This window comes from Paraburkholderia sp. 22099, assembly GCF_052045835.1.
Taxonomy (GTDB): Bacteria; Pseudomonadota; Gammaproteobacteria; order Burkholderiales; family Burkholderiaceae; genus Paraburkholderia; species Paraburkholderia terricola.
Genome location: NZ_JBQEPU010000028.1, coordinates 35,791 through 58,991, shown reverse-complemented (window position 1 = coordinate 58,991; position 23,201 = coordinate 35,791). Strand labels below are relative to the sequence as shown.

Here is a 23,201-nt window from a genome sequence, read left to right as displayed (position 1 = left end):
CGCACGCTGCGTGTCGCAAACCGGCGCGGCGGCCATGTGGAGTTCAACCCTTGTTGAGCGCGAACACGTACAGCGTACCGCCGCGCGGCACCTTCTCCGCCGCCTTGGACATCGGGCCGCCCCAGATCGGATTGGCGCCGCCGTAGCCGGCGAGGATCGCGACGTACTCGCGGCCGTCGACCTCGAACACCGACGGTTGCGCGATGATCCCGCTCGCGAGTTTCGGGCTCTTCCACAGCACCTTGCCCGTCGTCACGTCGAACGCATACAGGTAGCCGTCGAGCGAGCCGCTAAATGCCAGGCCGCCCGCGGTGGTCGCCACGCCGCCGTTCCACGGCAGCTTGCTCCAGTGGCTCCAGAGCTTCTTGCCGGTATCGACGTCGATGGCCTGCAACTCGCCGTAACCCTTGCTGCCGGGCTCAGGCTTGATCTCGAAGCCCTCGCCGAGATACGGCAGCCCCTCCATGTAATTGACCGACTTGCCGGACAGCGACATGCACGCATGCAGCGCGGGCACGATCGCGATGTGCTTTTGCGGATCGTATGACACCGACCACCAGTTCTTGCCGCCAAGGAAACTCGGGCAGGTTTCGATCGTCGTGCCGGCCTTCGGATACTTCGACTTGTCCTGGATCGGCGCGCCGTCCTCCGTATAGCCCGTCACCGAGGTCGCCTTGACGAAGGGCTTCGCGTAGATCAGCTTGCCGGTGCCGCGATCGATCGCATGGAAATAGCCGTTGCGGTCGGCGTGGATAATCGCGTCGTAATCCTTGTCCTGATACTTGATATTGGCGAGCACCGGTGTGTTGACGCCGTCGTAGTCCCACGTATCGTTTTTCGTGTACTGGTAGTGCCATTTGATCTCGCCGTTCTTCGGATCGAGCGCGAGCAGCGAGTCGGAGTACAGGTTGTCGCCCGGACGCAGATCGGCGAGCCACGGCCCAGGATTGCCGACGCCCCAGTAGAGCGTTTTCGATGCGGCGTCGTAAGTGCCCGTCAGCCAGGCCGGCGCGCCGCCATGCTCCTGCATGCCCTTCGGCCATGTGTCGGCGTGCTTCTCGCCGGCTGCGGGGACGGTAAAGCGCTTCCACAGCACCTTGCCGTCGGCGGGATCGAGCGCGGCGATGAAGCCGCGCGCGCCGTATTCGCCGCCTGCGCTGCCGACCACCAGTGCGCCGTCGAGCGCGAGCGGCGCGAGGGAGAACGCGTAGCCGAGGCCCGGCTCGAACATCGACTTGCGCCAGGCGAGCGCGCCGGTTTGCGCGTCGAGCGAGACGACCTCGCCGTTGAGCATCGCGACATAGACGTTCTTGCCGTACAGCGCCACGCCCCGGTTGATCACGTCGCAACATGCCGTCTTGAACGACTCGGCGCCGAGCTTGGGCTCGAATTTCCAGAGCTGCTTGCCGGTCGCGGCATCGAATGCGTACACGTTGTCTTTCGGCGTGGTCACGAAGAGATAGCCGCCATTGACGATCGGCGTCGCCTCGAAACCTTGCTGCAGATCGGCCGGAAACTTGTAGCTCCAGACCTGCTTGAGTCCCTTCACGTTGGACGTGTCGATCTGCTTGAGCGGCGAATGCGCCTGGCCGTTGTAGGTGCGGTAATACGTGAGCCAGCCGGGGTCGCTCTGCGCCGCCGTCAACCGCTCGTACGTGACCGGCGGATAGTCGGCCGCTCCCGCCGCTGATCCCGCTGCCGATGCGAGCATCAGACCGATCGCCGTGGCGATGCTCATCGCGAGCGCCGTGGGCCGCGTCGCCGAAATTGGACGTGCTTTCATCCTTGTCTCCTGTGTAGACCGGCGTTCGCGCTTTGGAGCGTGACGCCGGTCCCATGCAGATTGCTGTGAAATTATTCGACGCGAGGCCATGCGGGCGGCGTCATCGTCTAGTGAACGCAGACTGGCTGCTGACCGTTCAAGGCAAGTCGCATGCCATTGGGACGCGGCGTCTCGGGAAGCCTTGACGGCGCGTGAAAAGGAACAGGGGTGCTCGTGTGACAGCTTGCCGCGGCGTGCCTCGCGGTGTTGCACGCTGGCGCAAGCAAAAGGGGATGTGTTGCTAAAGAGGACAGTTATCGGCCGCGAATCGGCCGCGAGAAGAAGACAGCGCTGGATCAGCGTCGGCGGGCCGGGAATCGGGGATGTCGGGTGGAAGGGGAAGCCGCGGTTGACGCGGTTGAGCGGCGGTCCGTCGCAGCGTTAAACCCTGCGACGGACCCCACCGCCTCGCGGCTAAGCTACGCCACGAGGCGGCCTCGGCGCACTAGCGCCGGCGTCAATCGACGCTCACGTCGATGCGCCGCGGACGCGCTTCTTCCCTGCGCGGAATCGTCAGCTTGAGCACGCCGTCCTTCAGGCTGGCGTCGATCTGCGCGGTGTCGAAGTCGGCGCTCAGCGTGAACGCGCGCGCGAAACGCGGCTGCTGCATCTCCGTGTGATGCACGCGCAATTCGGCGGGCATGGGCACGGTGGCTTCGGCCTCGATGAAAAGGTTCGGCCCTTCCACGCGCAGGTCGAGCTTTTCTCGCGTGACGCCCGGCAAGTCGGCCCACAGCGTGATGCCGTGCTTGTCCTCCACCACGTCCACCGCGGGCACGACGGCCGGCGTCTTCGACGAGCGCTCGCCCGTGCGTTGAGCGACTGCGCTCGTGTCGCGCTCGGTCACTTGAGTTTTGTCGTTCATGGCAAGCTCCTTGATGAAAATCGCAATGCTCACTGAATCGCAATCGAGCGGGGTTTCGACGATTCGCGCTTACCCACGGTGACGATCAGGCAACCGTTCACATAGCGCGCCCGCACGTTGTCGGGATCGGCATCGCGCGGCAATTCGACGGCGCGCCGGAAACTGCCCGTGAAACGCTCCCGCGCGTAGCTGCGGCTTTCGCCTTCCGCGTCCGGCGCCGCTTCACGTTCACCGTTGATCGTGAGTAGGCCCTTGTCGACCGTCACTTCGAGTTTCGCGGGATCGATGCCCGGCGCGAAGGCGACGATCTCCACCGAATCGTCCGTGCTGCCCAGGTTGATCGGCGGGAACGCGCCGAAGCGGCCCGCGCGAATGCTGACGGGCGCGCCGGTCAACAGATTGGTCATCTGGCGTTGCAGACGCTCGAAATCGTCGAACAGGGGAAGTCCAAAAAAGAAGTCACTCATGGCTTGGGTCCTCCGTAAGCTCCTTAATTAAGGCAAGGCGACGAACGGGCAAACGCGCTCCGGGTTCATCCGCCTTACCGCCGACAAATAAGTTGAAACACGAGTCGAAACACGCAGCGCGATTCACGCAACGCAGGACGCGAACGCGAGATGCGACTGCACGACGATGACCGGAAAATAGGTCGAGGCCAGGCGGTTTCAAGAGCTCGCCCGGCGAAATTTTTTGAGCCAAAGCGGCCCCCGTCGCCCTTGAAAATTGCTGGCCCATCCCTACACTCTCCCCCGATTCCCTTGCAACCCGATTCACCCCTGGAGGCATCATGAGTTTTGACGCGGAATGGGTCACTTTCGGCAAACACCGGACTCGCTTGCGCGCGACCCGCGGCTTTCCGACCGCCACGCTGCGCACGCTCGCCGAAGTCGCAAAGCTGGCGATCGAGAACAATATGAGCGCGCGCGCCCGGCTCGTCGAGGTTCTGCTGAGAGACGAGGACGGCAGCTTCGAGATCACGGTCGCCACCACCGTCGAGCAGGATCTGGCGAGCGCCGCGCCGATCGAAGTCGCGCTCTCCACGGTCTTCGGTCTGCCGGCCGACAAGGTCACGCTCAGCCTCGAACGATTGAGCGAGCAGGAGGTGGAACTGCGCTTCGGCGTCTATGAACGCCTGCTCGCGCAGAAGACCGGCACCGTGCCGCCTATTCAGTGAGCGCGGTGACCGGCGGTGCCGCTGAGCGGGTGAGCGGCGCCACGCCGCCGGCCGTTCTGGACGCGAGCGCATCGTCGGCCAGCACGGCCAGGCCGATGGCGATCTCGCGAGCCATGCGCGCCGCGATGTCGAGCGCATCGCCTCTCGGCACATGTCCACAGGTTCCTCTCCTTTCGAGAATCGACCGGTGTTCCGGATTCCTTTCCGTGACGAACACGGCCCATAGAAAACCGCCGTCGGAATCGGGCATGGCAGTCGAGGTCACAAGCAGGTTCGCAATGGCTATCGTCTGTACTCGCATGTGAACCTCCTGCCTCATGGGCCTTTTGACGACAAGGCCGCATTGCCCATGCCCGGTGCGCAAGCCGCGCGCTGCGCCGCCGCAAAGGCGGGCTTGATCGTTGCTCGCAGCCCAGGCACCCTCAATCTCGAAGGAGAGAATCATGGCCACGCAAGCACAAAAGCCCGATCAGCCCGCTGAACCCGCTGAGGCCGATGAACCAGGCCGTGCATCGCCCGATGTGGAGACCGGTCAACCAGGGCGTGCATCCCCCGATGAAGAGACCGGCGAACCGGGCACGTTCAAGACCGATGTGTCGGAGACCGACGACGAAGGCACGAGTGTGCGCGAAGCCGAAGTTCGGGACGACGATCTGTCGGAAACCGGGTCTCCGGAGTCGGATGAGGAAGCATGAAGAATCAGTACCCGCCGTGGCCGCGCGGGCGTCATGCGGATGGAGGCGCATGACGAGGCCGGCCGTGCGGCGGCAACGGCAGCAACGGCGACGTGCGAAGCAGTTCCTGCCTGCAGGCTTGTAGTTTCTTCCCCGCGTGCGCCGGCTGATCGAACACGCCGGCGACAAGGCCGCGACCACGCGGGACCCCACCGTTTTCGAACAGCGCCAGGCCGCGGTTTCCTCTTCACATACGACGTCTGCTCGCGCGCTCTACGCGACATCATTTCGTCGGCAACGACAGCCCCTCGTTCACCCTGTGCGCTCGCGCACGAAACCCCCGGAATTTTTCACCGCTTCAGCTATATTGATTTGTGGAGGCGGTCAACGAAGTCCGTCTGCCTGCTCGCAGCCAGTTCCCCGACCGTTTGGATAATCGCATGCACGACGATGCCGATGAATTGGCGCGGCGCCCGGCCAGGGCGGCCGACCACGCCAGGGAAAACCTTGCCCTCCTCCGTCTCGCGCGCGCTCAAACCGGCTCGCGCGACGCGCTGCTGCAAGCGATCGCGAACGAAGCGCTGGCATTGTGCGATGCGGGCAGCGCGGGCATCAGCCTGCTGGAAGGGCCGCCTCACAACCGCTCGTTCCGCTGGCTCGCCGTGGCCGGATCGTGCGCGGGCCTGCAAGGCAAAAGCACCGCGTGGAACGAGTGCCCGTGCGGCGTGACGCTCGACGCCGGCTGCCCGCGGCTCTTCGTGCGGCCCGAGGAACAGTTCGGGTGTCTGCGGTTCGCGGGCATCGACGTGCATGAAGGCATCGTCGTTCCGATTCCGTCGGACAGCGGTCAGCTCGGCGCGATCTGGGCGATGTCTCACGACGCGGCCTGCCGCTTCGACGGCGAGCACGCCCGCGTGCTGTCGAGCCTCGCCGTAGTCGCGGGCGCCGCGCTGACGATGGCGAACGTGCGCGACGACGGCGCCGAGAGCGACCGCCGACACAACGAGTTCATCGCCATGCTCGGGCACGAACTGAGAAATCCGCTCGCGCCGATCGACGGCGCGATCTCGGCCGCGAAGCGCCTGTGCGCCGCGAACGAAAAAGCCGACGCCGTGTTGACCATCGCGCAACGCCAGATGAAGCATCTGCGCACGCTGGTCGACGATCTGCTGGATGCGGCGCGGCTCAAGCACGGCAAGCTCGCCATCAAGCTGAGCGATACGTCGCTCAACGAGATCACGTTCGACGCGGTCAGCGCGGTCAAGCATCATCTCGAATCGCGCAGGCATACGCTGAAACTGAGCGGCCTCGAAGCGCCGGTTCACGTGCGCGCGGATCATGTGCGGCTAAGCCAGGTATTGGGCAATCTGCTGCTGAACGCCGCCAAGTACACGCCGGCGGGCGGCAAGATCGAACTGTCGGTTCGTACCGAGCATGCCGCCGATGCCGGCGAGCCGGGGTGCGTCGTCATCGAGGTCAGGGACAACGGCATCGGCATCGATCCGTCGATCCAGCCGTACATGTTCGAGCTGTTCGCGCAGTCGACGTGCGGCAGCGCCCGCTCCGAGGGCGGCCTCGGCATCGGGCTCGCGGTGGCGAAACGTCTGGTGGAACTGCACCACGGCAGCATTGCGATTCAAAGCGGAGCGGCCGGCGCGGGCACGCTCGTCACGGTGCGCCTGCCGATCCTGCGAAGCGCGCCGGCCCAGAAACCCGCCATGACGATGCCCCAGGTGCGCCCCACCCGCCTGCTGCTCGCCGACGACAACCGCGACGCGCTGGAAGTGCTCAGCGTCCTGCTCGAGCTGGAAGGCCACCACGTGAGCGCGACGGACAATGGACACGATGCGGTGCGCCTGATCGGCGAGACGCATCCCGAAGTCGCGATCATCGACGTGGGCATGCCGGACATGGACGGTTTCGACGTGGCGCGCGCGGTTCGCGCCGACCCGCGCCTCGACGACGTGACGCTCGTCGCGTTGACGGGCTACGCGTCGGAGTCCAACAAATCGCGCGCGCTGGCGGCCGGTTTCGATTACCACCTCACCAAGCCGCTGTCGCTGGAAAAGCTTCAGCACATTCTGGAGAACCGCACCGAGGGGCGGGTTCAGGGGATCGTCTAGCGGCGCGTCGTTCATTGCGCGTCATTGCGCGTTCATTGCGGATAAACCGCCTCGCCCCGGCTGGGGAACGGTAATTGCTGGCGCTCGGGCACACGATCCAGTCCCCCGCGCGATGAAAACCCGCAACGCACGCACCATCGAGCAATGGCGTCCTCTACGGCAGCGGCGGCTTGTCCGCCGGGGTTCGTGGTTCGGCGCGCTCGTTTGCGCGCTTGCACGGAAGCCGCGGCTCTTCCGCGCGGGTTTGGGGTTCGCCGCGCTGCTTTGCGCCGTTGCCTTTCTCCCGCCCCACGCCAATGGCGAACCGGCTCAGAATGCGCTGCGTCCCGCCGGCGTGCAGGCCTTGCACATCTTCAACTTGTGGAATCTCACGCTCGCGGTGTGCTCGCTGGTGTTCGCCGCCGTGCTGATTGCGTTATTGATCGCGATGCTGCGCGCGTCGGCTCGCAAGCGGAAGGCGGGCCTCGAACCCGCGCCGTGGGAGTGGTCCGAAACACGGCCTGAGCCGAGCCCTGAAAGTCGCGCCGAGGCGGGCCATGAAGCAGGCTATGAAGCGGGCCACGAGTCGAGCCACGAAGCACGCACACGCCGCGTGGTGACCGGCGCGAGCATCGCATCCGTCGTGCTGCTGTTCGGCCTGCTGCTCGCCGACGTGATGACCGACCGCGCGCTGTCGCGGCTGCCCGTCGCCGATGCGCTGCATCTGGAAATGACCGGCCATCAATGGTGGTGGGAAGCGCGCTACGGCGGCGACAGCGCCGGCGACGCCTTCGCGGTCGCCAACGAATTGCACGTGCCGGTCGGCCGGCCCGTCGTGATCTCGCTGAAAGCGGACGACGTGATCCACACCTTCTGGGTGCCGAACCTGCACGGCAAGAAAGACATGATCCCCGGCCGCGACGCGACCATCGAATTTCGCGCGGACCGCGCCGGCACCTATCGCGGTCAATGCGCGGAATTCTGCGGCCTCGAACATGCGTTGATGGCGTTCTCCGTGGTGGCCGAGCCGCCCGCGCGATACGAAGCGTGGGCCGCGCATCAGCGCGAGCCCGCGCCGCAAGCGGTGACCGACATGCAGAAACGCGGCGAGCAACTCTTCACGACCGGCGCCTGCGCGAACTGCCACACGGTGCGCGGCACGTCGGCCGCGGGCCTGCTCGGCCCGGACCTCACGCACGTGATGAGCCGGCCGATGCTCGCAGCCGGCACCTTCGACAATACGCGCGCCAATCTGGCCGCCTGGATCGCGGCGCCCGGCAGCATGAAACCCGGCACGTCGATGCCCGCGAGCCGGTTCTCGCAACAGGACATGGCCGCCCTCGTCGCGTGGCTCGGAACCCTGCAATGAGCGACCCTCCATCCGCTTCGGCGACGCCCGAAACGCGTCTCTTCGACGGCCCCGGCGCCACGCCCGAAGTGCGCGCCGCGCTCGCGCGCACCTGGAGCGATCGTCCCGGCTGGTTCGGCGCGCTCGCGGCGGTCAATCACAAGACGGTCGCGCGGCGCTTCGTCGTCACCACGTTCGCGTTTTTTCTGCTGGGCGGCCTGCTCGCGCTCACCATGCGGCTGCAACTCGCGCGGCCCGGCAATCGCCTCGTCGGCCCCGAGTTGTACAACCAGCTCTTCACGATCCACGGCACGACGATGATGTTCCTGTTCGCCGTGCCCGTCATGCAGGCCGTCGCCACCTGGCTCGTGCCCTTGATGATCGGCGCGCGCAGCGTCGCCTTTCCACGCATGAACGCCTACGCCTACTGGGTGTTCCTGTTCGGCGGCCTGACGCTGTACGTCGCGTTCGCGCTCGGCGCGGGCGCGAACACCGGCTGGTTCAGCTACGTGCCGCTCGCCGGTCCCGATTACTCGACCGGCAAGGGCGTCGACATCTGGGCGCAGATGATCACCTTCACCGAACTCTCCGCGCTGCTCGAAGCCGTCGTGCTGATCGCGACCATCTTCAAGCTGCGCGCGCCGGGCATGTCGCTCAACCGCATGCCGCTGTTCGTGTGGGCGACGCTCGTCACGCAGTTCATGGTGCTGTTCGCGATGCCCGCCGTGATGCTCGGCAGCACCGCGCTGATACTCGATCGCCTCGTCGGCACGCACTTCTACAATCCGGCGCGCGGCGGCGACGTGTTGTTGTGGCAGCACCTGTTCTGGTTCTTCGGCCACCCCGAGGTTTATCTGATCTTCATTCCGCCGCTCGGCTTCATCTCCTCGATCATCGCGACCTTCGCGCGGCGTCCGGTATTCGGCTATCCGGCGATGGTGCTCGCGCTCATCGCCACCGCGTTTCTCGCTTTCGGGCTATGGGTGCATCACATGTTCGCCACCAGTATTCCGGCGCTCGGCAAGAGCTTTTTTACCGCGGCGAGTTTGATGATCGCGATACCGTCGGGCGTGCAGATCTTCTGCTGGCTCGCCACGCTCTGGCGCGGCCGCCTGAATCTGAAAACGCCGCTGTGGTTCGTGCTCGCGTTCTTCTTCATCCTCGTGCTCGGCGGTCTGACGGGCGTGATGCTCGGTTCCGTATCGCTCGATCTGCAAGTGCACGACACGTATTTCGTGGTCGCGCATCTGCATTACGTGCTGCTGGGCGGCGCGGTGTTTCCGCTATTCGGCGCGTTCTATTACTGGTTTCCGAAAGCGACCGGCCGGATGCTGGACGAAACGCTCGGGCGCTGGCAGTTCTGGCTGTTCTTCATCGGCTTTAACGTCGCGTTCTTTCCGATGCACGTGCTCGGGCTGCACGGCATGCCGCGCCGTGTGTGGACCTATCCGCACGGCATGGGCTGGGACGGCCTGAATCTGGGCGCGACGCTCGGCGCGTTGACCATCGGCGTGAGCGTGCTGGTGTTCCTCGTCAACGTGGTGCGCAGCTATCGGCGCGGCGCGCTCGCGGGCGCCGATCCGTGGGGCGCCGGCACGCTCGAATGGAGTACGGCGAGCCCGCCGCCGCCGCATAACTTCGATGCGCTGCCGGTCGTGCACGGACGCGATCCGCTCTGGGAGCCGGGCGCGCAACCGGCCTATGTGAGCGGTCTCGCGGCCGACGCCCGCGAAGTGCTGTCGACCACCGCGCTCGACGCGCTCCCCGATCTGCGGCCGCTGTTTCCGTCGCCGTCGATCTGGCCGTTCGTGAGCGCGGTCGCCACCACCGTGCTGTTCATCGGCTCGGTGTTTACGCCGTGGGCGGTCGTGTGGGGCTCGGTGCCGGTCGCCGTCGCGCTGATCGGCTGGTTCTGGCCGAATCGCGGCGAAAACCGCCGCGCGCTCGAACTGGAGCAGCGGCCATGACGGAGCTTCGCAAGCTGCCGGCGAGTGCCATGAACGCCGCGCACGCCAACGACACCAGGCACGCCATGCGCGATGCGCCCGACACCTTGACGCTCGACGTGCGCCGCTTGCCGAGCTTCGGCTTCGGTCATCGCAGCCTGATGTGGTGGAGCACGGTCTGCCTGATGCTGATCGAAGGCACGGTGTTCGCGATCGGCGCGATGATGTACTTCTATCTGCGCAGTCTCAGTGCGATCTGGCCGCTGAACGCCGCGCCGCCCGCGCTCGTGTGGGGCAGCGTCAACACGGCGGTGCTGCTCGTGAGCATGTGGCCCAACCAGCTCGCCAAGCGCGCCGCCGAACGCGAGGATCGCGCGGGCGCGCGGCTGTGGCTTTCCGTCTGTCTCGCGTTCGCGGGGGTGTTTCTGGTGCTGCGCGGTTTCGAGTTCGCCGCGCTGAACGTGAGCTGGAACACCAATGCGTATGGTTCGGTCGTGTGGCTGCTGCTGGGCCTGCACACCACGCATCTGATCACCGACACGGTGGACACCGCTGTGCTCGCCGTGCTGCTGTTCACCGGACCGTTCGAGGGCAAGCGCCTCGTCGACGTCAGCGAAAACGCCTTGTACTGGTATTTCGTGGTGTTGAGCTGGCTGCCCGTGTATGCGGTGATCTACCTGGCGCCGCGGCTGTGATGGAGACTGACCATGCGAACCTGGCTCGCGCTTCTGGGCGCGCCCTCCGCGGTGCTGGCGGCGCTCTCTATCGACTACGCGCTGGTGCCGCCCGCCTGCGCGTGGCGCACGATGCTGCCGCTCGGCGGCGTGACCGGCGCGGCGCTGCTCTTTTCGGTCATCGCGACGCTGCTCGCCTGGCGGCGCTGGCGCGAGACGAGCCTGATCGCGCCGGCCTCCGCGGTCGCCTTGCCGGCCCGGCCCGCGATGCTCGCGTGCACGGCGACGCTCGTCGGTCTCGTCTCGACGCTCGCACTCGTTGCGATGTGGATTCCGCAATGGCTGATTTCCGCATGCGTGTGATGGGCGTCTTGGCGGGTTGCGGCGCGCGCGTCGACGGTGTCGTCGGGATTGCTGCTGCGGTTGCGGTTGCCAAAGCTGGTGCGGTTGCCGAAGCTATTGCCGCTTCCGCTTCCGCTTCCGCTTCCGCTTCCGCTTCCGCTTCCGCTGCTGTTGCCAAAGCTGGTCCCGCTACCGTTTCCGCTACCGTTTCCGCTACCGTTTCCGCTACCGTTGCCAAGGCTGTTGCCGCTTCCGCTTCCGCTACCAAAGCTGGTGCCGCTTGCGCTACCGCTGCCCTTGCCAAAGCTGGTGCCACTGCCGCCACCGTTGCGGCGCTATTCATGAGTCCCTGCGTGCAGGCGCATCAACTGACCACCGCGGACCGAGCCGCACCGTCCTTCGTGCCGCACTGGACCTTCGAGCCGTGGGTCGTCGCCTTGCTGCTCGCGAGCCTCGGCTTGTATGGCCTCGGCTACCTGCGCTTGCGCACGCGCGGCCGGCGAGGCCGCATCGTCCGCGCCCGGCAACTGGCGGCGTTCGGTCTGGGCTGGCTCGCCCTCGTCGCGGCCCTCGCCTCGCCGCTCGATGCGCTGAGCGCCGCGCTGTTTTCCGCGCATATGGTGCAGCACGAACTGTTGATGATCGTCGCCGCGCCGCTCCTCGTACTCGGACGGCCCCTCGCGCTCTGGCTATGGGCGTTGCCGCCGCGCCCGCGGCATGCGATCGGCGCGGCGGTCCGCACGCGAGCGTGGCGCGGCATCTGGCGTGTGCTGTGCCGGCCGGCCGTCGCCTGGCTGCTGCATGCGGCGGCGCTGTGGGCGTGGCATATGCCGCGTCTGTTCGAGGCCACGCTTGCCTCGCCCGGCCTGCATGCGCTGCAGCACGCCAGCTTTCTGCTGAGCGCGCTGCTGTTCTGGTGGACCGTGTTCGGCGAAGCGGCCCGGCGCGATGAAAGCGGCTACGCGATGTTGTCGCTCTTCACGACGATGGTTCATACCGGCGCGCTCGGCGCGTTGCTGACGCTCGCGCCGGGGCTCTGGTATCCGGCCTACGTCGAACCGGCCTCGGCGCTCGGCGTCGATCCACTGCTCGATCAGCAGCTGGGCGGTCTCGTGATGTGGGTGCCGGGCGGCCTCGCGTATCTGCTCGCAGCGCTGATGACGGGCGCGCGCTGGCTGATGCGGGGCGCGCCCGCCGCGCTCGTTCCGAATGGCGTGGCCGCGCGCCGGGACGGCGCGTCATGAAACGGCGCGAAGCGTTGCCCCAGCGCGGCGCCGGCAACCGCGATGCCACGCCCGAAAGCGGCACACCGGCGCGCACGCAGGTCAACCCGGCTAACCGCGCGCGACCACGACAGATGACGAAGAAGTCGACCAGGAAGTTGACTAGGAGATCGACCAACAAGCGGCGCGTCGAATTGCTGGCTGTGTGGCACATGGCGTTGACGTTCGGCTCGCTCGCGGCACCGGCATCGAGCCAACCGGCCAATAGCCCCGACGCCACCCTCATCGCACGCGGCGAATACGTCGCCAAGGCGGCCGATTGCGCCGGCTGCCACACCTCGGTCGGCGGCGCGGCCTACGCCGGCGGGCTCGGACTCGCCTCGCCGTTCGGCACCATCGTCAGCACGAACATCACGCCGGAGCGCCGTTACGGCATCGGCGCCTACAGTTACGCGGATTTCGAGCGCGCATTACGCAAGGGGGTCGCGCCAGGCAACAAGCGGCTCTATCCGGCGATGCCCTACCCGTCGTTCTCGAAGCTGACCGACGACGACGTACAAGCGCTCTACGCGTACTTCATGCGCGCGGTGCAGCCGGTCGCGAAGCCCAATCAGCCGACGAAAGTGCCGTTCCCGTTCAACCAGCGCTGGGCGCTCTATTTCTGGCAACTGGCCTTCCTGCCGACGCAGCCGTACCAGCCGAAGCCCGGCCGCGACGCGCAATGGAATCGCGGCGCCTACCTCGTGCAAGGCGCGGGACACTGCGGCACCTGCCACACGCCGCGCGGGCTCGGCTACCAGGAAAAAGGCTATGACGAATCGTCGCCGGACTGGCTGACGGGCGGCGTCAACGATCACTGGTTCGCGCCGAATCTGAGCGGCGATCCGGGCGCGGGGCTCGGCCGCCTCGGCGCGCAAGAGCTGGCCGCGTTTCTCAGGACGGGCCACGGCGCAGGGCTCGCGGCCTTCGGCTCGATGGTCGAGCAGATCGAGGACAGCACGCAATATCTCACCGACGACGACGCGCTCGCCATCGCCCATTACCTCAAGTCCCTGCCGGCGCAAAAACCGGCTGGGCGCTACGACCCGCACGCGCGGCCCGATCCGTCCACGCGCAACGGCAACCGCGTCGACGCGTCGCAAACGGTCGGCGCGCGCGTCTATACGTCGTTTTGCGCGCGTTGCCACGGATCGGAGGGGATGGGCGTGACGGATGTGTTTCCGCGGCTGGCGGGCAACCCCGCCGTGATCGGCGAGGACACCACGTCGCTGATTCGTCTACTGGTGGAAGGCGGCAATAGTCCGGGCACGCTGCACGGACCGCCGCGCCAGTCGATGCCGGGCTTCGCGCACGATCTCACGAACGCGCAGATGGCCGCCGTGCTCACGTGGATTCGCACGTCCTGGGGCAACGACGCGCAGCCGGTCACGGCCAACGACGTGCGCACATTGCGGGAGAAATTGCATAAATGACACGGGCACGCACAACGCCGCGCCCGGCGTTCGGGAGGGCCGCCGCGCACTCTCATCCCGCGCCGCGCATGCTGATTTCACGTTGATTGCCGGGCGACTGACCATCGAGCCGTTTCTCGAAACAGCAGACGTTCGCCCTCGTGACGTAGGGTCCAAACGGCGGGATAGGATGAAAACCGTGCTTTTCATAGAACTCGATGGCCCGCCGATTGTTCGCGTGCGTGCCCAGCCACAGCGCCGCATAGCCGAGCCGCCCGGCTTCCTGTTCCAGATGCGTGAGTATCGCGAAGCCCGCGCCGTCCGCGCCGGGGCGCGCATAGAGGCGCTTGAGCTCGGCAATGTGTTCCCGCAGCGGCCTGAACGCGCCGCAGCCGAGCGGCGTGCCGAACGCGCTTCTCGCCACGACGAAACGCGCGGTGTCCACGGCGACGTCGCGCACCGAAAAGCGGCTCTGCCCGCCGTCGCCGGTGAGCACGGCCAGCGTGGCGCTCAGTTCGTCGAGCAGGATGCGTGCGTCTGTCGAGGACGGGTCCTCGCGGCTGACAACGATTGTCGGGAACAGCATCGACCTCGCCTCCTTTGCGTTGCGTGCCTAAGAAGATCAGCAAGCGCTGTACCGATCTTCGCATTGCGGCAATTGGGAGGATGACGCGATACCGGGGCCAAAAACGGCGCGCCGGCAGAGCGATCCGAAGCGCACCACAACGGCGAGGTTCCGCCGACGCAAACGCGCCTTTAGCAATCGCCAGGCACGGTGACGGTGGCGCGCAAGCGCGGGTATCGCGCTTGCTACGCGAGGAAGGAGCGCTTCATCGGGCGTCGTGGAGGACCGGAGAACAATGAATATTCCCCGCAGTGTGGTTGGATTTCTGACGTCGCGCGGCCTCGTGATCGCCACCGCGGAATCCTGCACGGCCGGCCTGATCGCCTCGCTGCTCGCCGACGTGCCCGGCAGCGGCGCGTGTCTCGACGTCGGTCTGGTGGTGTATTCGCCTTCGGGCAAATGCGGCTTTCTGAACGTGGAAGCGCGCACGATCGAACGCTTCGGCCTGACGAGCGAGGAAGTCGCGCGGGAAATGGCGGCGGGCCTGCTTGCGCAGGAAGCGTGCCACGCGCACATCGTCGTCGCCAACACGGGGCTCGCCGGGCCGCCGCCGGACGGCTCGGATCTCGCGCCCGGCACGCAATGCTTCGCGTGGCGCTACAAGCAGCGCGAGCGCCAGTATGCGTTCAGCGAAACGCGCGTATTCGACGGCGACCGCGTCACGATCCGCCAATGCGCCGCGCTTTACGCCCTCTCGCGGGTCGAGCATTATTTCAACGAGTTGCCGAACGTCAGGCACGGGCGATCTCTTGCGGCGCTTTGATTGCGACAGGCCGAACGCGCGCCGATGCGCGGCGCGCTGAATCCGATGAGCCCGCATCGACCTGTCATCCGGCGCCTTCTACCGCACGCACCGCACCTACCGCGTGCCTGTTTTCCGCCCGCAGTCCTTGAAGGTCTTCCAGAACATGAGCCGATCGTTCTTCAATCTCTACACTCACGATTTCGCCCGCGTCGCGGTGGCGGTGCCGGTGTGCCGCGTCGCCGATCCGCATTTCAACGCCGCGCAAACGCTCGAACTGGCCCGCGAGGCCGCGCAACACGGCGCGCTGCTCGTGGCGTTTCCCGAGCTCGGCGTGTCCGCCTATACCTGCGACGACCTGTTCCATCAGCGCGCGCTGCTCGATGCCTGCGAAGACGCGATCGGTGAAATCATCGCGGCTTCCGCGAAAATTGCCAGCGTGCTCGTGATCGGCGCGCCGCTCAAGGTCGAGCACAAGCTGTTCAACTGCGCGCTCGTCATTGCGGGCGGCAAGCTTTGCGGCGTGGTGCCCAAGAGCTATCTGCCGAATTACGGCGAGTTCTACGAGGCGCGCCAGTTCAGCGCCGCCGAGAACGCGTCGTGCACGCGAATCGCGTTGTGCGGACAGGAAGCGCCGTTCGGCGCGTCGCTGTTATTCGACGTGCCCGCCGCGCCGCTGTTGCGCTTTCATGTCGAGATATGCGAGGACGTCTGGGTGCCGGTGCCGCCCTCGTCGTTCGCGGCGCTGGCCGGCGCGACCGTGCTCGTGAACCTCTCGGCGTCGAACATCGTGATCGGCAAGTCGGGGTATCGCCATCAGCTCGTCGGCCAGCAATCGGCGCGCTGCCTCGCGGCGTATCTCTACTCGTCCGCGGGACGTGGCGAATCGAGCACCGATCTCGCGTGGGACGGCCAGGCGCTGATCTACGAGAACGGCGAATTGCTCGCTGAATCCGAACGTTTTCTGGACACGTCTCACGTGATCTACGGCGACGTCGATCTCGAACGGCTCTCGCGCGAACGCATGCGGCAAACCACCTTCGGACAGTCCACGCGCCGTCATACCGAGGAAGTCGGCAAGTTCGAGGTGGTCACGGTTCCGGTATCGCTGCCCGACGCGGAACGCTTGCCGCTCGCGCGCGCCGTCAACCGTTTTCCCTACGTGCCGGCCGACGCGGCGAATCGCGATGAACGTTGCGCGGAGGTCTACAACATCCAGGTGCAGGCGCTGATTCAACGGCTGGGCGCCGCGAAAATTTCGAAGGTGGTGATCGGCGTGTCGGGCGGTCTCGACTCGACGCAAGCGCTGCTCGTCTGCGCGAAGGCCATGGATCGGCTGAAGCTGCCGCGCTCGAACATTCTCGCCTATACGATGCCCGGCTTCGCGACCAGCAGCCGCACCTTGCAACAGGCGAAGGACTTGATGCAGGCCGTGGGATGCGCGATGGAGGAAATCGATATCCGCCCGAGTTGCCTGCAAATGCTCAAGGACCTGAGGCACCCGTTCGCATCCGGCAAGGAACAGTATGACGTGACCTTCGAGAACGTTCAGGCAGGCGAGCGAACCAGTCATCTGTTCCGGCTCGCCAACTTCCACCAGGCCATCGTGATCGGCACGGGCGATCTGAGCGAACTCGCGCTCGGCTGGTGCACGTATGGCGTGGGCGATCACATGTCGCATTACAGCGTCAACGCGAGCGTGCCGAAAACCCTGATTGCGCATCTGGTGCGCTGGGTGGCGGAGTCGGAGCAGATCGGCGCGACGGGTTCGCGTGTGCTCGAGCAGATCCTCAGCACGGAGATCAGCCCCGAGCTCGTGCCCGGCAAGGTCGAGAAAGTGCTCGATCAGAAAACCGAAAGCGTGATCGGCCCGTATGAATTGCAGGACTTCAATCTGTATCACATCCTGCGTTTCGGCTTCGCGCCGTCGAAGGTCGCGTTTCTCGCGCTCTCCGCATGGGGCGACCGCGAACGCGGCGTGTGGCCGGCCGGGCGGAACGTGGTGCGCAACGAGTACGGCCTGGCCGACATCAAACGCAATCTCGCCATTTTCGCGGAACGGTTTTTCCGCACCAGCCAGTTCAAGCGCTCGTGCATTCCCAACGCGCCGAAGGTCGGCAGCGGCGGCTCGCTGTCGCCACGCGGCGACTGGCGCGCGCCGAGCGACGGCGAGGCGACGGTGTGGCTGGAAGATCTCGGGCGTATTCCCGACTGAGCGTTTGAATGGTGTGTTCGGGCTGTGTATTGGGGCTGGGGGGCTGGGGTGCTAGGTATGCCAGGTGTTCGCGCAGTCCCTTCGCTCGCTTTCCATCACTTCGCTCGCGGCGTCTCCAGATGCTCGTCCGGGTTCGTGCGTCCCGCGCGGACCTGCCGTACCGTCTCGGCCAACGCCCGCGCGACGTTCGCCACTTCGCGCTGCACGTCGTGGTCCCGGTCGAGCGCGGCGTGGCTCGTCGCATAAGGCTCGTAGTAGCCGATGAAGCGATCCAGACGCGACTTCGCGCCCGCTTCGACGAATCCCATCCAGTCGAGCCAGTCGGTCAGCGCGCGCCGCGAGTCCTCGATGCCTGCCACGTCGCCATGCACGACGACGCCATACGCGCGGCCCGCCAGATGTTTCGGATAGTCCCAGCCGTCGAGTTCGAGGCGCTTGGCTTCGTCGACGCGCTTGCCGTGCGTGGAGGTCGGGTCCGGGTTGCCGCCGTCCGCGCAGACGAGCCGGTCCATCATCAGCTTCAGCGGGCTGCTGACCTGATACCAGTAGACGGGCGTGACGAACAGCACGCCGTGGCAGGCGGCGAAGCGTTCGTAGATGTCGTTCATCCAGTCGTTGACCTGGCCCAGCGAATGGTTCGGATAGCAGCTACACGGCCAGTGACACAGCGGCATCGCGGTCGACACGCAGCCCTTGCACGGATGAATGTGCAGATCGCGATCCGACGCGAGGCGCGAAAGGTCCAGCAGATCCACTTCGAATGACTGCTGCTCCAGCGTGGCCTGCGCGAGTTTCGCGAGCCGGAAGCTTTTCGACATTTCGCCGGGACACGTATAGTCGTTTCGCGACGATGCGTTGACCACCAGCACCCGCGCGGGCGATGCCGGATCGCGTTGACGCGCTTGTGCCGCCTTGATCCGCTCGCTGGCCGCGCGCCATTCGACCGAAAGATCGTAGCCGGGGTCCGCGAAGCCGGGGCCGGCCTTTTCGTTGACCGGCGACTTGCGCGCTTGCGAGTAGGCGTCCCACGCAATGTTTTCGAGCCGCGCCAATGCTTCGTCTTCGCCGCGAAACGCAGGGTCGTAAAAGCGCGCCATGAAGCGCGCGCGAAACGCGTCGCGCGACATTTTTTCAGTGACCTGCCCTTTTCTGACGTCGAGCTTCATGTCGATCTTCTGTGCGGCAGGCTCGTTGGCGGGCGATGGCGGGGCTTGGGTTGGGTCCATGAGTTGGCTGTCTGTCGTCACGAGGGCGTATTAATCGTGCACCGCGAATCATGCACCGCGAATCGTGCGGCGCGCGTCGAATTGCGCACGGTCACGGCACAGCGAACCACGCAGCAAAAAACATTCCGCTGTTGCCCCGGGCAAACGCGGCGGTCCGCTTCGGACGTCATGGCGGTGCGCCCGGCCAATCGCCGCGACCAGGTACACCGCATGCGGGATTCGTGCCGCGCAGGCTAAATCGGTCCCCGTGTTCTCCTGCCCATTGCTTGCCACACACCATCCGTCTTTGGTCGCGCCGCATTGGCCTCGCCTGCCGGTGCCCGCAATACCGGCGTCAATCATGGAGAAACGCCATGTCCACCGATACGTCCAGAATGTCCCCCAGCATCACCGCGATGATTCGCCTCGATCACATGCACGCGCTTGCCGCGTTCCATCGTTATCACGCGACGAGCCCCTGGTGGCGCAAGCAGGCGATCGTCAATTCCACTTGTGCGGCGCTGGAGATTCACGCGCAACTGGAGGAAGAAATTTTCTATCCGGCCCTGGCGGCCGTGATGGGCGACGACGAAACGCTCGCCAAAAGCGCCCCGGAACACAACGAAATGCGCGCGACGATCAACCGGCTGCGCGCGATGGGCCCGGAAAACGCGGCCTACGACGCGCTCTTCATGCAACTGATGCGCGAGGTCATCCATCACGTCGCGGACGAAGAAACGGTCCTGCTGCCGGCCGCGGAGCGCGCCTTGCAGACGCAGCTTCATTCGCTCGGCGCCAGCATGACGCGGCGCAGGCTGCAACTGCTGGGGCAGCGTCCCGCGGAAATCGCGCTCAATACGATGGGCACGTTCCCGGTGGCGAGCTTTCTGATCGGCGCGATGCTGGTGCTCGGCGTCACGCATTGCGTGCCGAAAGCGCGCGAACCGCGGCGGGCCCGCGAGCATTGAGCGACGCTGAGCGACATAGAAGACGGAGCGGCGGCACGCTCACGTCGTTTCACGCTGCCGCCCGGTCTCCACGATCCGCACCGGAATGGATTTCGCGCCCGGCACCTTGCTTTCCTTCGCGCAGTGCCAAAGCGGCAGCAGCGGATTGCATTCCGGGTAGTAACCGGCGATGCAGCCCGGCGGAATCTCATACGTCTTCACGGAAAAGCCGGTCACACGCCGGTCGACGCCGTCGTCGGCAATGGTCTGCAACGTCACGGTGTCGCCTTCCGCGAGGCCGCGCGCGGCCATGTCGCCGGCGTTCATCAGGAGCGTCATGCGGTTGCCCTTCACGCCCCTGAAGCGGTCGTCGTGATGATAGATGGTCGTATTGAACTGACTGTCGGAGCGCAAGGTCATGAGCCGCAGCGCGCCGGGTTCGGGCTCGGGCATGTCGGGGTCCTCGCCCAAGGTTTCGGGCACCATGAATTCCGCCTTGCCGCTTGGGGTCTGCCACTTGCGCTCGCGCGCCGGCAAGGGCCGCAAGAAACCGCCCGGCGTCCACATGCGCGCGTTGAAGTCGTGAAAAATGTCGGGATAGGTCCTGGCAATTTCTTCCCGCACGATCGAGTAATCGTCTTTCCAGGCGTCCCAATCGACGCTCGAACGGTCTCCCAAGGTCGCCTTCGCCATGCCCGCCACGATGAACGGCTCCGAGCGCACTTCGTCGCCGGCCGGCTCGACCATGCCGCGCGAGCCATGCATGCAGCCGGTGCTGTCCTCGATCGAAACGGCTTGCTCGCCGCTCGCCTGCCGGTCGATTTCGATGCGGCTCAGGCACGGCAGAATGTAGGCGATCTCGCCGTGCACCAGTTGGCTGCGGTTGAGCTTGGTGGCCACGGTCACGGTCAGCCGCAGCTTGCGCCACGCGGGCTCGATCCGCGCGCGGTCGGGCACCGAACGCACCAGATTGCCGCCGAGGTTGAACACCGCGCTCACCTTGCCCGCGATCATCGCCTCGAAAGCCTCCACGGTATTCATGCCCGTTTCGCGCGGCGGCTCGAACGAAAACTGGCTCGCCAGTTTGTCGAGCGGCGCCAGTTCCGGCTTTTCCGTCACGCCTACCGTGCGCTGGCCCTGCACGTTCGAATGACCGCGCACCGGCGAGGGGCCCGCGCCCGGCTTGCCGATGTTGCCGCGCAGAAACAGCAGATTGCACAGCATGCGCACGTTCTGCACGCCGAGCCGGTGCTGGGTCAGGCCTATGCCATAGTGAATCATCACGGCGTTGGCCTTCATGTATTCGCCCGCGGCGGCTTCGAGCGCGTCGCGCGGCAAACCGCTGATGGCCTCGATGTCGCGCCATGCCGCGTCGCGCGCGTAACGGGCGAATGCCTCGTAGCCCCGCGTATGTTCCTCGATGAACGGCACGTCGATGATCCGCTCGCGGCCTTGCTCGCGCGCGAGGTCGTCGGCGGCGATCACCGCCTTGCAGATGCCGAGAATCGCGGCGGTGTCGCCACCGTTCTTCACCTGGTGATATTGCGTGCTGATGAGCGTGTCGTCCGGCGTGAGCATCTGACGCGGCGACTGCGGATTGGCGAAGCGGATCAAACCCGGCTCGCGCAGCGGATTGAAGGTGATGATCGGCACGCCCCGCTTGCGCGCGTCCTGCAACGGGTGAAGCATGCGCGGGCTGTTGGTGCCGACGTTCTGGCCGAAAAAGAACATCAGGTCGGTCTTCTCGAAGTCGTCGAGCGTGATGGTGCCGACGCCCGCGCCGATCGCCTCCTTCAAGCCGACGCTCGTGCTCTCGTGGCACATGTTGGAGCTATCCGGCAGATTGTTCGTGCCGTACATGCGCGCGAAAAGCTGGTACATGTATGAGGTTTCGAGCGAGGCGCGCCCCGACGTATAGAACACGACGCGCTCGGGCCGCATGCTGTTGAGCTCGCGGCCGATTTCGTCGAATGCGTCCTGCCAGCTCACCTTGACGTAGCGGTCGGTGGCCGGGTCGTAACGCAGCGGCGCGGTGAGCCGGCCGGCCGCTTCCAGATCGTGGTCGTGCCAGGTGGAAAGCTGGGCGACGGTGTGCAATTCGAAAAAATCCGGCGTGACCCGTTTCGATGTCGTGTCCCACGCGGTCGCCTTCGCGCCGCTTTCGCAGAACTCGAACAGGTGCGGCTCGGCCGGCTTCGCCCATGAACAACTGACGCACATGAAGCCGTCGGGCTTGTTCTGTTTCGCGAGCACGCGGCCGTCTTTCAGCGCGACATGCTCCTGCGTGAGAATCCTCGTCACCGCTTTGAGCGAACCCCATCCGCCGGAGGCGTAGGGATAGGCTTCGGTGTTGCGCTTGGTGGTCATCGCTCGCTCCGGTCAAGACGCTATCGGCACCACAGCACAGCAACCGCAATGCCCGCGTCGCGATTTGCGCGCCAGGGATCGCCCGGTTTTCGATGGCACAGCCGATGCTGCTGCAGCGATAACGAGGGGTGAAGGCAGCGATAAAGCGCACGCCTTGCGCTTGCGCACGCAAGCATCCCTCTGACCTATCGGCCATGACGGCCGTGACCCACCACCGTCGAAAGCAACCCTCGCACAGATCGAAAGCAACGATGAAAATCGCCCAGGTCGCCCCGCTCTATGAAAGCGTCCCGCCGCTCGCCTACGGCGCGACCGAGCGCGTCGTTTCGTATCTCACCGAGGAACTCGTGCGGCGCGGCCATGACGTCACGCTTTTCGCGAGCGCCGATTCGACTACGCGCGCGCGGCTCGTGCCCGTCTGCGAACGCGGACTCTGGCGCGACGCCGGCGTGTGGGACACCCTCACGCATCACGTGAGGCAACTGGCGCGCGTCGCGCATCTCGCGCACGAGTTCGACGTCGTGCACTTTCACGGCGATCCGCTGCATTTTCCGCTGGCGGACTCGTTGCCCGTCGCATCGCTCACGACGCTGCATGGGCAGTTGCTTCCGGTCGACCACGGTCCGCTGTTTCGTGAATTCGCCGCGGCGCCGCTGGTCTCCATCTCGAACGATCAGCGCGGGCCGGTGCCGTGGGCGAACTGGCGCGGCACCGTCTATCACGGCTTGCCCCTCGACGAGTTCGAATTGCAGCCCGAGCCGGGATCGTATCTGCTGTTTCTCGGCCGCATGATGCCCGGCAAGCGGCCGGATCTCGCGGTGGAAATCGCACGGCGCGCGGGCTGGCCGCTCAGGATGGCCGCCAAGGTTCATCCTGGCGAGCGCGACTATTTCAGTCAGCAAGTCGAACCGCTGCTGAAGCAATCGGCGCATTTCACCGACTATCTCGGCGAGGTCGGCGGCGGCCTTCGCCGGGCGTTGATCGCGAACGCGCGCGCGTTGCTGTTCCCGGTGGAATGGCCCGAGCCGTTCGGCATGGTGATGATCGAGGCGATGGCGTGCGGCACGCCGGTCATCGCGTTTCGCCGCGGCGCGGTGCCGGAAGTGCTGGAGCACGGCGTCAACGGGTTCATCGTCGACGGCGTGGACGAAGCCGTCGACGCGGTGGCGAACATCGCGCGGATCGATCGCGTTGCGTGCCGCCGATCGTTCGAGGCGCGCTTTACGGCCGAACGCATGGCCGCGGATTATCTGAGCATCTACGAAGGCTTGCTCGAAGACCGGCGCGCGGCGGCGCAGCCTCCCCTCGCACACTATTCGATGTACGGGCGCTGAGCCGTTGCGGCGCTTGCGGCGCTTACCACTGCAACCGCCGCACCGATGCTTCCCTCGCGGCCACGCCGCTGCCGGCGTTCGAACATCGCATACGCGGAACTGCGCCGTCGCTCCGGCGGGCGCGGCATGATGGAGCATGACGGAA

The 23,201-nt window shown here is 65.9% G+C and carries 20 protein-coding genes; 13 read left to right on the top strand and 7 right to left on the bottom strand.

Annotated features, from left to right (window positions below):
- Positions 1-43: 43 nt before the first annotated feature.
- The 3 genes from ACTJLC_RS23915 to ACTJLC_RS23905 all read right to left on the bottom strand — a co-directional run bounded on the left by ACTJLC_RS23915 (position 44) and on the right by ACTJLC_RS23905 (position 3,154).
- A complete protein-coding gene (locus ACTJLC_RS23915; protein WP_440845407.1) occupies positions 44-1,783 on the bottom strand; it encodes a methanol/ethanol family PQQ-dependent dehydrogenase in 1,740 nt (579 codons plus the stop codon).
- A 496-nt stretch (positions 1,784-2,279) separates the two neighbouring features.
- Complete coding sequence (locus ACTJLC_RS23910) at positions 2,280-2,687, bottom strand: Hsp20/alpha crystallin family protein (protein WP_114163495.1); 408 nt, start codon at positions 2,685-2,687, stop codon at positions 2,280-2,282.
- A gap of 29 nt (positions 2,688-2,716) precedes the next feature.
- Positions 2,717-3,154 (bottom strand): Hsp20/alpha crystallin family protein, encoded by a 438-nt coding sequence (locus tag ACTJLC_RS23905; RefSeq protein ID WP_073431498.1) that lies wholly within the window; start codon positions 3,152-3,154, stop codon positions 2,717-2,719.
- 320 nt (positions 3,155-3,474) lie between these two features.
- Between ACTJLC_RS23905 and ACTJLC_RS23900 the strand changes: the two genes are divergently transcribed.
- Entirely contained in the window at positions 3,475-3,861 is a 387-nt protein-coding gene (locus ACTJLC_RS23900; RefSeq protein ID WP_440845404.1) for a hypothetical protein, read from the top strand.
- Here the strand turns inward: ACTJLC_RS23900 and ACTJLC_RS23895 are convergent.
- Entirely contained in the window at positions 3,851-4,306 is a 456-nt protein-coding gene (locus ACTJLC_RS23895) for a hypothetical protein (RefSeq protein ID WP_440845402.1), read from the bottom strand. The two genes, ACTJLC_RS23900 and ACTJLC_RS23895, sit on opposite strands and share 11 nt — an antisense overlap.
- On the opposite strand from ACTJLC_RS23895, the gene ACTJLC_RS23890 reads away from it, so the two are divergent.
- The 8 genes from ACTJLC_RS23890 (at position 4,305) to ACTJLC_RS23855 (ending at position 13,642) form a co-directional block, all read left to right on the top strand.
- On the top strand, positions 4,305-4,556 hold the full coding sequence (locus ACTJLC_RS23890) for a hypothetical protein (RefSeq protein WP_440845448.1): 252 nt from the start codon (positions 4,305-4,307) through the stop codon (positions 4,554-4,556). The two genes, ACTJLC_RS23895 and ACTJLC_RS23890, sit on opposite strands and share 2 nt — an antisense overlap.
- A 419-nt stretch (positions 4,557-4,975) precedes the next feature.
- Complete coding sequence (locus tag ACTJLC_RS23885; RefSeq protein ID WP_440845400.1) at positions 4,976-6,658, top strand: hybrid sensor histidine kinase/response regulator; 1,683 nt, start codon at positions 4,976-4,978, stop codon at positions 6,656-6,658.
- A gap of 244 nt (positions 6,659-6,902) precedes the next feature.
- Positions 6,903-8,006, top strand: coding sequence for a cytochrome c oxidase subunit II (gene coxB, locus ACTJLC_RS23880; RefSeq protein ID WP_440845445.1), 1,104 nt, complete (start codon positions 6,903-6,905; stop codon positions 8,004-8,006).
- The gene (ctaD, locus tag ACTJLC_RS23875) at positions 8,003-9,952 is read left to right on the top strand and encodes a cytochrome c oxidase subunit I (protein ID WP_440845398.1); all 1,950 of its coding nucleotides are present in this window, start codon (positions 8,003-8,005) and stop codon (positions 9,950-9,952) included. Before coxB ends, ctaD begins: the two co-directional genes overlap by 4 nt.
- Entirely contained in the window at positions 9,949-10,626 is a 678-nt protein-coding gene (locus ACTJLC_RS23870) for a cytochrome c oxidase subunit 3 (RefSeq protein WP_440845396.1), read from the top strand. The genes ctaD and ACTJLC_RS23870 overlap by 4 nt, the downstream gene beginning before the upstream one ends.
- A 12-nt stretch (positions 10,627-10,638) precedes the next feature.
- Positions 10,639-10,968, top strand: a complete 330-nt coding sequence (locus ACTJLC_RS23865; RefSeq protein WP_440845394.1) for a hypothetical protein — start codon at positions 10,639-10,641, stop codon at positions 10,966-10,968.
- 320 nt (positions 10,969-11,288) lie between these two features.
- On the top strand, positions 11,289-12,191 hold the full coding sequence (locus tag ACTJLC_RS23860; RefSeq protein ID WP_440845392.1) for a cytochrome c oxidase assembly protein: 903 nt from the start codon (positions 11,289-11,291) through the stop codon (positions 12,189-12,191).
- Positions 12,192-12,382: 191 nt separating this feature from the next.
- Positions 12,383-13,642: a c-type cytochrome gene (locus ACTJLC_RS23855; protein ID WP_440845443.1), complete on the top strand. Its 1,260-nt coding sequence runs from the start codon at positions 12,383-12,385 to the stop codon at positions 13,640-13,642.
- A 52-nt stretch (positions 13,643-13,694) separates the two neighbouring features.
- Here the strand turns inward: ACTJLC_RS23855 and ACTJLC_RS23850 are convergent, their stop codons facing one another.
- Positions 13,695-14,207 (bottom strand): GNAT family N-acetyltransferase, encoded by a 513-nt coding sequence (locus ACTJLC_RS23850; protein WP_440845390.1) that lies wholly within the window; start codon positions 14,205-14,207, stop codon positions 13,695-13,697.
- Positions 14,208-14,481: 274 nt separating this feature from the next.
- On the opposite strand from ACTJLC_RS23850, the gene ACTJLC_RS23845 reads away from it, so the two are divergent.
- Both ACTJLC_RS23845 and ACTJLC_RS23840 read left to right on the top strand, forming a co-directional pair.
- Positions 14,482-15,009 (top strand): CinA family protein, encoded by a 528-nt coding sequence (locus ACTJLC_RS23845; protein WP_440845388.1) that lies wholly within the window; start codon positions 14,482-14,484, stop codon positions 15,007-15,009.
- Positions 15,010-15,154: 145 nt separating this feature from the next.
- A complete protein-coding gene (locus tag ACTJLC_RS23840; RefSeq protein ID WP_440845386.1) occupies positions 15,155-17,203 on the top strand; it encodes an NAD(+) synthase in 2,049 nt (682 codons plus the stop codon).
- Positions 17,204-17,298: 95 nt separating this feature from the next.
- On the opposite strand, the gene ACTJLC_RS23835 is transcribed toward ACTJLC_RS23840, so the two are convergent.
- Positions 17,299-18,330: a flavodoxin family protein gene (locus tag ACTJLC_RS23835; RefSeq protein WP_440845441.1), complete on the bottom strand. Its 1,032-nt coding sequence runs from the start codon at positions 18,328-18,330 to the stop codon at positions 17,299-17,301.
- Between the two features lie 452 nt (positions 18,331-18,782).
- Between ACTJLC_RS23835 and ACTJLC_RS23830 the strand changes: the two genes are divergently transcribed.
- Positions 18,783-19,376, top strand: a complete 594-nt coding sequence (locus tag ACTJLC_RS23830; RefSeq protein ID WP_440845384.1) for a hemerythrin domain-containing protein — start codon at positions 18,783-18,785, stop codon at positions 19,374-19,376.
- Positions 19,377-19,415: 39 nt separating this feature from the next.
- On the opposite strand, the gene ACTJLC_RS23825 is transcribed toward ACTJLC_RS23830, so the two are convergent.
- Positions 19,416-21,722 (bottom strand): FdhF/YdeP family oxidoreductase, encoded by a 2,307-nt coding sequence (locus ACTJLC_RS23825; RefSeq protein ID WP_440845382.1) that lies wholly within the window; start codon positions 21,720-21,722, stop codon positions 19,416-19,418.
- A 251-nt stretch (positions 21,723-21,973) separates the two neighbouring features.
- On the opposite strand from ACTJLC_RS23825, the gene ACTJLC_RS23820 reads away from it, so the two are divergent.
- A complete protein-coding gene (locus ACTJLC_RS23820; RefSeq protein WP_440845380.1) occupies positions 21,974-23,056 on the top strand; it encodes a glycosyltransferase family 4 protein in 1,083 nt (360 codons plus the stop codon).
- Positions 23,057-23,201: the final 145 nt, after the last annotated feature.

Excerpts from the sequence above, each read along its gene's own strand:
- ACTJLC_RS23885 (WP_440845400.1), top strand. The coding sequence starts at position 4,976 with ATGCACGACGATGCCGATGAATTGGCGCGGCGCCCGGCCAGGGCGGCC.
- ACTJLC_RS23870 (WP_440845396.1), top strand. The coding sequence starts at position 9,949 with ATGACGGAGCTTCGCAAGCTGCCGGCGAGTGCCATGAACGCCGCGCAC.
- ACTJLC_RS23835 (WP_440845441.1), bottom strand. The coding sequence starts at position 18,330 with ATGTCGCGCGACGCGTTTCGCGCGCGCTTCATGGCGCGCTTTTACGAC.
- ACTJLC_RS23840 (WP_440845386.1), top strand. The coding sequence starts at position 15,155 with ATGAGCCGATCGTTCTTCAATCTCTACACTCACGATTTCGCCCGCGTC.
- ACTJLC_RS23860 (WP_440845392.1), top strand. The coding sequence starts at position 11,289 with ATGAGTCCCTGCGTGCAGGCGCATCAACTGACCACCGCGGACCGAGCC.
- ACTJLC_RS23830 (WP_440845384.1), top strand. The coding sequence starts at position 18,783 with ATGTCCACCGATACGTCCAGAATGTCCCCCAGCATCACCGCGATGATT.
- ACTJLC_RS23915 (WP_440845407.1), bottom strand. The coding sequence starts at position 1,783 with ATGAAAGCACGTCCAATTTCGGCGACGCGGCCCACGGCGCTCGCGATG.
- ACTJLC_RS23855 (WP_440845443.1), top strand. The coding sequence starts at position 12,383 with ATGGCGTTGACGTTCGGCTCGCTCGCGGCACCGGCATCGAGCCAACCG.
- ACTJLC_RS23850 (WP_440845390.1), bottom strand. The coding sequence starts at position 14,207 with ATGCTGTTCCCGACAATCGTTGTCAGCCGCGAGGACCCGTCCTCGACA.
- ACTJLC_RS23890 (WP_440845448.1), top strand. The coding sequence starts at position 4,305 with ATGGCCACGCAAGCACAAAAGCCCGATCAGCCCGCTGAACCCGCTGAG.
- ACTJLC_RS23865 (WP_440845394.1), top strand. The coding sequence starts at position 10,639 with ATGCGAACCTGGCTCGCGCTTCTGGGCGCGCCCTCCGCGGTGCTGGCG.
- ACTJLC_RS23905 (WP_073431498.1), bottom strand. The coding sequence starts at position 3,154 with ATGAGTGACTTCTTTTTTGGACTTCCCCTGTTCGACGATTTCGAGCGT.
- ACTJLC_RS23900 (WP_440845404.1), top strand. The coding sequence starts at position 3,475 with ATGAGTTTTGACGCGGAATGGGTCACTTTCGGCAAACACCGGACTCGC.
- ACTJLC_RS23910 (WP_114163495.1), bottom strand. The coding sequence starts at position 2,687 with ATGAACGACAAAACTCAAGTGACCGAGCGCGACACGAGCGCAGTCGCT.
- ctaD (WP_440845398.1), top strand. The coding sequence starts at position 8,003 with ATGAGCGACCCTCCATCCGCTTCGGCGACGCCCGAAACGCGTCTCTTC.
- ACTJLC_RS23845 (WP_440845388.1), top strand. The coding sequence starts at position 14,482 with ATGAATATTCCCCGCAGTGTGGTTGGATTTCTGACGTCGCGCGGCCTC.
- ACTJLC_RS23825 (WP_440845382.1), bottom strand. The coding sequence starts at position 21,722 with ATGACCACCAAGCGCAACACCGAAGCCTATCCCTACGCCTCCGGCGGA.
- ACTJLC_RS23820 (WP_440845380.1), top strand. The coding sequence starts at position 21,974 with ATGAAAATCGCCCAGGTCGCCCCGCTCTATGAAAGCGTCCCGCCGCTC.
- ACTJLC_RS23895 (WP_440845402.1), bottom strand. The coding sequence starts at position 4,306 with ATGATTCTCTCCTTCGAGATTGAGGGTGCCTGGGCTGCGAGCAACGAT.